Here is a 5,385-nt window from a genome sequence, read left to right on the forward strand (position 1 = left end):
CACCCTCGACGAGGCCGAGGCCGTCCGGGCGGAGTCCGTGGTGCGGCTCGGCGCGCAGGAGGCGGCGGCCGCGGCCGCCGCCGGGGCGGCGCTGCCGATGGAAGAGGCGATCGCCGCCGTCCTGACCCCGCTGAGCTGTGCCCGGTTCGCCCGCGAGTGGGACGGCCCGGAACACCCGCTGACCCAGCGCGAGACGGAGGTCGCCGAGCTGGTCGCGGCGGGCCTGACGAACCGGGAGATCGCCCGGCGGCTGGGCATCGCCGAGTGGACGGCCGTCAACCACCTCCGCAAGATCATGCGGAAGCTGGACTGCTCCTCGCGGGTCCAGGTCGCCGGCTGGATGACCCGCCGGGCCGAGGCGCTCGCGGACCCCACGCCATAGCCGCCCGGCCGGCCCGCGGGAGAGCGGGCCGGCCGGGCGGCGGTATGTCAGGGGGCGCCGAAGGCGACAGGGGCGCCGACGGCGGTCAGAACCCGAAGTGGAGCACGTTGTAGACGAGGATGCAGCCGACGGTGACCCGGAAGGCCACCACGCCCCGGCTGCGCGCCAGCAGCGCATGCCCGTCCCGCAGGAACGACAGGTACTGGTTCAGCCGCACCGCGATCAGCGGCGTCAGCGCCAGGACGAACCACCAGGGGATCCAGCCCGTCACCGCCGGCACCAGGATCACGCCCAGGTTGGCCGTGGTCAGCAGCCCCAGGAACACCTGGTTGCCCCGCTCCGAGGTCAGCACCGCGACCGTGCGACGCCCCACCGCCGCGTCCCCGTCGACGTCCTTCGTGTTCGAGTAGCCCGCTATGAGCAGCTGCCCGAAGCCGAACAGCAGCGCCTCCACCAGGATCAGCGCCGGCAGTTCGCCCGAGGTGATGCCGTACGGCGCGAGCACGAACGCAGACGCCGAGAACAGCAGCAGCAGTTCGCCCAGGCCGATGTAGCTGAGCTTCAGACCCCAGGAGTACTGGACGCTGAAGACCAGCAGCAGCCCGCCCACCACCAGCGCCCACACAGGCGTGTGCGGGGCCTGGTACGTGGCGAGCGCCCACCACACCGCGCCCCAGACGAGGCTCACGTAGCCGAAGCGCTGCGCCTGCTCCACCGTCAGCTCCCCGGTGAGCAGCGGTTTGCGTTTCAGGGGCCGTAGCTCGCTGTTGTTCTCGGCGAGGTAGTTGTGGGTGTCGCTGCCGTCCTTGGTGCCCGTCACGTCGTCGAGCGTCATCACCGCGGACAGCACCCCGACCTTGCCCAGCGCGAAGAGCAGGACGGTGAACAGGACGTGACCGTCCAGCCGGGTCTCCGGCTCCGTCCCGGTCCACACGATGGCCAGGGCGAGGAAGAAGTCGATCACGAACTGGAACTTCACCAGCCTCGCGTACACCGCGAACCGCTGGAGAAAGCCCCCCTCGGTCTTCGGCGCCACCTCGGAACTCGCTGCCATGGAATGTCCTCACCTTCGTCGGTCGTGGTCTCGCGATGCGCTCGCGCGGGGCGTCACAGGGGCGCCGCCAGGGTGTTGAAGCAGGCCAGCAGGGACCGCGCCTGCACGTTGACGTAATGGCCGTGCCGCACCAGTGAGTTCAGCTGGCCCGGCGTCACCCACCGGTAGCCCGGCGGCGGTTCGGCCGGCGCCTGGGTCTCGTCCGCCTCGACGATCAGGTACCGGCTCTCCGCGTGGTGGAAGCGCCCGCCCTCCTCGGAGTGCACCGCCTCGTACCGCACGTGCGCGGGGTCGGCGCCGAGCACCAGGTCCAGGAACGGTGGGCGCTGCTCCGGATCGAGATGGGCGTAGTTCCCCGGGGTGCACTGCACGGTCGGCGCGAGCTCGATCGTGTCGAGGAAGCCGCCCTCGGCGCGCGCGTGCGCCAGCACGTGCGGCACCCCGTGGAAGCGGCGGGTGACGAACGCGGTCACGCCGAGCCCGAGCGGGTGGAACAGCGGCTGGGTCCAGCTGGTGACCTCGCGGTTCTCGGCCTGCACGGCCACCGCCATCACCTCGAAGTACCGCGGCGGCACATGCTCGATCGCCGACTCGCCGCGCACCCAGTCCTTCACCTCGGCCAGCGGGATCCGGCGCACTCGCAGATCGTGCCGGGACCGCTCCGAGGTGATCCAGGACAGCAGCTCGGTGTCCGAGTGCAGCGCGCCCTCCTCGGGGTACGCGGTGGGCGCGCAGGCCAGCACGGTGCGCGAGTCCATGTTCACCACGTTGTCCCGGCGCAGGAGTTCGCCGATCTGGCCGAGGGTCAGCCAGCAGAAGTCCGGGTCGAGCGGCACTTCCTCCCGGGTCTCCACGATCATGTTGCGGTTGGCCTTGCGGTGGAACCAGGCCCCGTGCTCGGACTGCAGCACGTCGGCGATCACGCGGCCGCGGTCCGCGCCCACGAAGTGCTCCAGGTACTTCACGTCCGCGCCGCGGTGCACCTTGGTGTAGTTGCTGCGGGTCGCCTGCACGGTGGGGGAGAGCTGGAGCAGATTGGGGTTGCCCGGCTCCATCTTGGCCTGCATCAGGAAGTGCAGGACGCCGTCGAACTCCTTGGCGAGGATGCCCAGGATGCCGACCTCGGGCTGGTTGATGATCGGCTGCTGCCACTCCGGGAAGGGCCCCTCGCCGAGGGTGACGTGCAGCCCCTCCACGGTGAAGAACCGCCCGCTGCGGTGCACCAGGTTCCCGGTGCCCGGCTCGAAGGACCAGCCGTCGAGCTCGGCGAACGGGATGCGGTCGACCCGGAAGCGGTGGGCCGCGGCCCGTCCCGCGAGCCAGCCGGCGAACTCCTCGGTGCTCGGTCCGTGCCCCTCCAGGGCCCGCGCCGACCGGGCGAGCCGGCCCGGCAGGCCGGGGTCGTCCCGCCGCCGCAGCGGTGCGCCCGCGTCGGCGGCGCCGGATACGGTGCTCACGCGCCGGCCCCTTCCTCGACCGGGACGACCGCCCCGGTCCCGTCGACGGTGTCGGCCCGCTTGACCGCCTTCCACCAGGCCGGGTTGTCCCGGTACCAGGCGACGGTCTCGCGCAGCCCTTCCTCGAAGCCGATCTGCGGCACCCAGCCCAGCTGCCGCCGGATCTTGGTGCCGTCGAGCGAGTAGCGGTCGTCGTGCCCGGGCCGGTCCGCGACCCGGATCACCGCCGACTCGTCCGCGCCGCACAGTCCCAGGAGCCGCGTCGCGATCTCGGTGTTGGGCAGCTCCGCGCCGCCGCCGACGTTGTAGATCTCGCCCGGGCGGCCGCGGGTCAGGATGGCGTGGATCGCCCGGCAGTGGTCGTCCACGTGCAGCCACTCGCGCACGTTGTGCCCGTCGCCGTACAGCGGGACCGGCCGGCCTTCGAGCAGGTTGGTGATGAACAGCGGGATCAGCTTCTCGGTGTGCTGGTAGGGCCCGTAGTTGTTGGAGCAGCGGCTGATCGACACGTCCAGGCCGTGCGTCCGGTGGTACGAGCGGGCGACCAGGTCGGAGCCGGCCTTCGACGCCGCGTAGGGCGAGTTGGGCGCCAGCGGCCAGACTTCCGTCCAGGAGCCGGAGGCGATCGACCCGTACACCTCGTCGGTGGAGACGTGCACCACGCGCTCGACGCCGGAGCGCAGCGCCGCGTCGAGCAGCACCTCGGTGCCCACCACGTTGGTGCGGAAGAACTCGCCGGCCGCGTCGATGGAGCGGTCGACGTGCGACTCCGCCGCGAAGTGCACCAACGCGTCGTGTCCCGGCATCAGTTCGCGAACCAGGGCGGCGTCGCAGATGTCGCCGTGCACGAACTCCAGGCGCGGAGCGGTCGACGGGAGGTTGTCGCGGTTGCCGGAGTACGTCAGCTTGTCGAGGACGGTGACGCGGGCGCCCTCCGAGCCGGGGTAGCCGCCGCTGAGCAGCGTCCGGACGTAGTGGGAACCGATGAACCCCGCGCCGCCGGTGACCAGGATCCTCATCGTGCGACCTCCACTTGTGAATCGTCTCCGATGATCAGCCGGTGCCGATCGCCGGCCGACCGGACCGCGGTCCGGCGGCCGATGACGGATCCGCGCAGGCCGCGCAGGTCCGAGAGGGTCGAGCTGTCCAGCACGATCGAGTCGTCGATCTGCGTACCCCGCACCGTGCAGTTGCTGCCGATGGAGGTGTAGCGGCCCACGTGGCTGTCCTCCACCACGGTGCCCGCGCCGATGATCGCCGGGCCCTCGATGGTGGAGCGCACCACCCGGGCGCCGGGCTCGACGACGACGTCCCCGGTGACCCGGCTGGCCGCGTCGATCTCGCCCGCGGACGCGGGGGAGAGGGTGTCCAGGAGCCGGCGGTTGGCGTCCAGGACGCTGTCCACCTGCCCGGTGTCCGCCCAGTAGCCGGTGTACTCGGCCGCCTTGACGGTACGGCCCCGGGTCACCAGCCACTGGATGGCGTCGGTGATCTCCAGCTCGCCCCGGCCGCTGGGCGCGATGGCGCCCGCCGCCTCGTGGATCGCGGGGGTGAAGAAGTACAGACCGATCAGGGCGAGGTCGCTGCGCGGCTCGGCCGGCTTCTCGACCAGCCGCAGCACGGTCCCCTCCTCGTCGATCTCGGCGACGCCGAAGGCGCTGGGGTCGGCGACCTTCTGCACCACGATCTGGGCGTCGGGGCGCGTGGCGGCGAACTCCCGCGCGATCTCCTGGACGCCCTCGGGCAGCACGTTGTCGCCGAGGTACATCAGGAAGTCGTCCTCGCCCAGGAACTCCCGGGCGATGAGCACGCAATGGGCCAGGCCGAGCGGCTCGGCCTGCGGAATGTAGGTGATGCGGGCGCCGATGCGGGAGCCGTCGCCGATCCGCTCGCGGATCGCGGCGAGCTGGTCGCCGACGACGATGCCGATCTCGGTGATGCCCGCAGCGACGATGTTCGTCAGCGCGTGTTCCAGGACCGCCTTGCCGGCGACCGGGACGAGCTGCTTCGGCATGGAATGGGTAAAGGGCCTGAGCCGGGTTCCCATTCCGCCGGATAGCACGAGAGCCTTCACTGGGTCCTTCCCGGAGTGAATTCTTCAACCGGATACAGATGTCGGGGATGCGACACGGGAGGTGATTTCCGGGATCGGTCCCCCGCGGTGAATGGGAGGAGGCGACCCCGCCACCCGGCCCAGGTGAATCTCGAACCGCGGTTCGGATATGCCAGGATGACGCTCAGTAATCTAGGCGAGCCCCGAGAGACCGCCGCCGGACGCCTGCCGGACTCTGTCAGGTCACGCCGGAGCTGACAGACTCGGCGGTCGGCCGAGAATGGCGGAAAACGCTTTCATCCCGGGGGCGCGGCGAGGGTTACGCGGGACCCGGCGCCCAGGCCGTCGACGGATGGTCCAGGAACGCCTCCGCGTCCAGCCCACCCCCGCGCGCGAACTCCGCGTCGTACGCCGCCGCCCCCAGCGCCGCCCGCGCGCG

The 5,385-nt window shown here is 71.4% G+C and carries 5 protein-coding genes; 1 reads left to right on the plus strand and 4 read right to left on the minus strand.

Features of this window, described 5'->3' with window-relative positions; genetic code table 11:
- Window positions 1-382, plus strand: a 382-nt coding sequence (locus VIU94_RS14090) for a LuxR C-terminal-related transcriptional regulator (RefSeq protein WP_331911292.1), incomplete at its 5' end; no start/stop codon positions are given.
- Window positions 383-467: 85 nt separating this feature from the next.
- On the opposite strand, the gene VIU94_RS14095 is transcribed toward VIU94_RS14090, so the two are convergent.
- Genes VIU94_RS14095 through VIU94_RS14110 form a run of 4 tightly spaced genes read right to left on the minus strand, consistent with a single transcriptional unit; the run spans window position 468 to window position 4,967 of the window.
- Entirely contained in the window at window positions 468-1,436 is a 969-nt protein-coding gene (locus VIU94_RS14095) for a UbiA family prenyltransferase (RefSeq protein WP_331911294.1), read from the minus strand.
- 53 nt (window positions 1,437-1,489) lie between these two features.
- Window positions 1,490-2,893 carry an NDP-hexose 2,3-dehydratase family protein gene (locus VIU94_RS14100; RefSeq protein ID WP_414720947.1) on the minus strand — a complete coding sequence of 468 codons (1,404 nt, stop codon included), beginning with the start codon at window positions 2,891-2,893 and terminating at the stop codon, window positions 1,490-1,492.
- Window positions 2,890-3,912 carry a dTDP-glucose 4,6-dehydratase gene (gene rfbB, locus VIU94_RS14105; RefSeq protein ID WP_331911296.1) on the minus strand — a complete coding sequence of 341 codons (1,023 nt, stop codon included), beginning with the start codon at window positions 3,910-3,912 and terminating at the stop codon, window positions 2,890-2,892. Before rfbB ends, VIU94_RS14100 begins: the two co-directional genes overlap by 4 nt.
- Window positions 3,909-4,967, minus strand: coding sequence for a glucose-1-phosphate thymidylyltransferase (locus tag VIU94_RS14110; protein WP_331911298.1), 1,059 nt, complete (start codon window positions 4,965-4,967; stop codon window positions 3,909-3,911). The genes rfbB and VIU94_RS14110 overlap by 4 nt, the downstream gene beginning before the upstream one ends.
- Between the last annotated feature and the right edge of the window lie 418 nt (window positions 4,968-5,385).

Source organism: Streptomyces sp., from assembly GCF_036566765.1.
Lineage (GTDB): Bacteria > Actinomycetota > Actinomycetes > Streptomycetales > Streptomycetaceae > Streptomyces.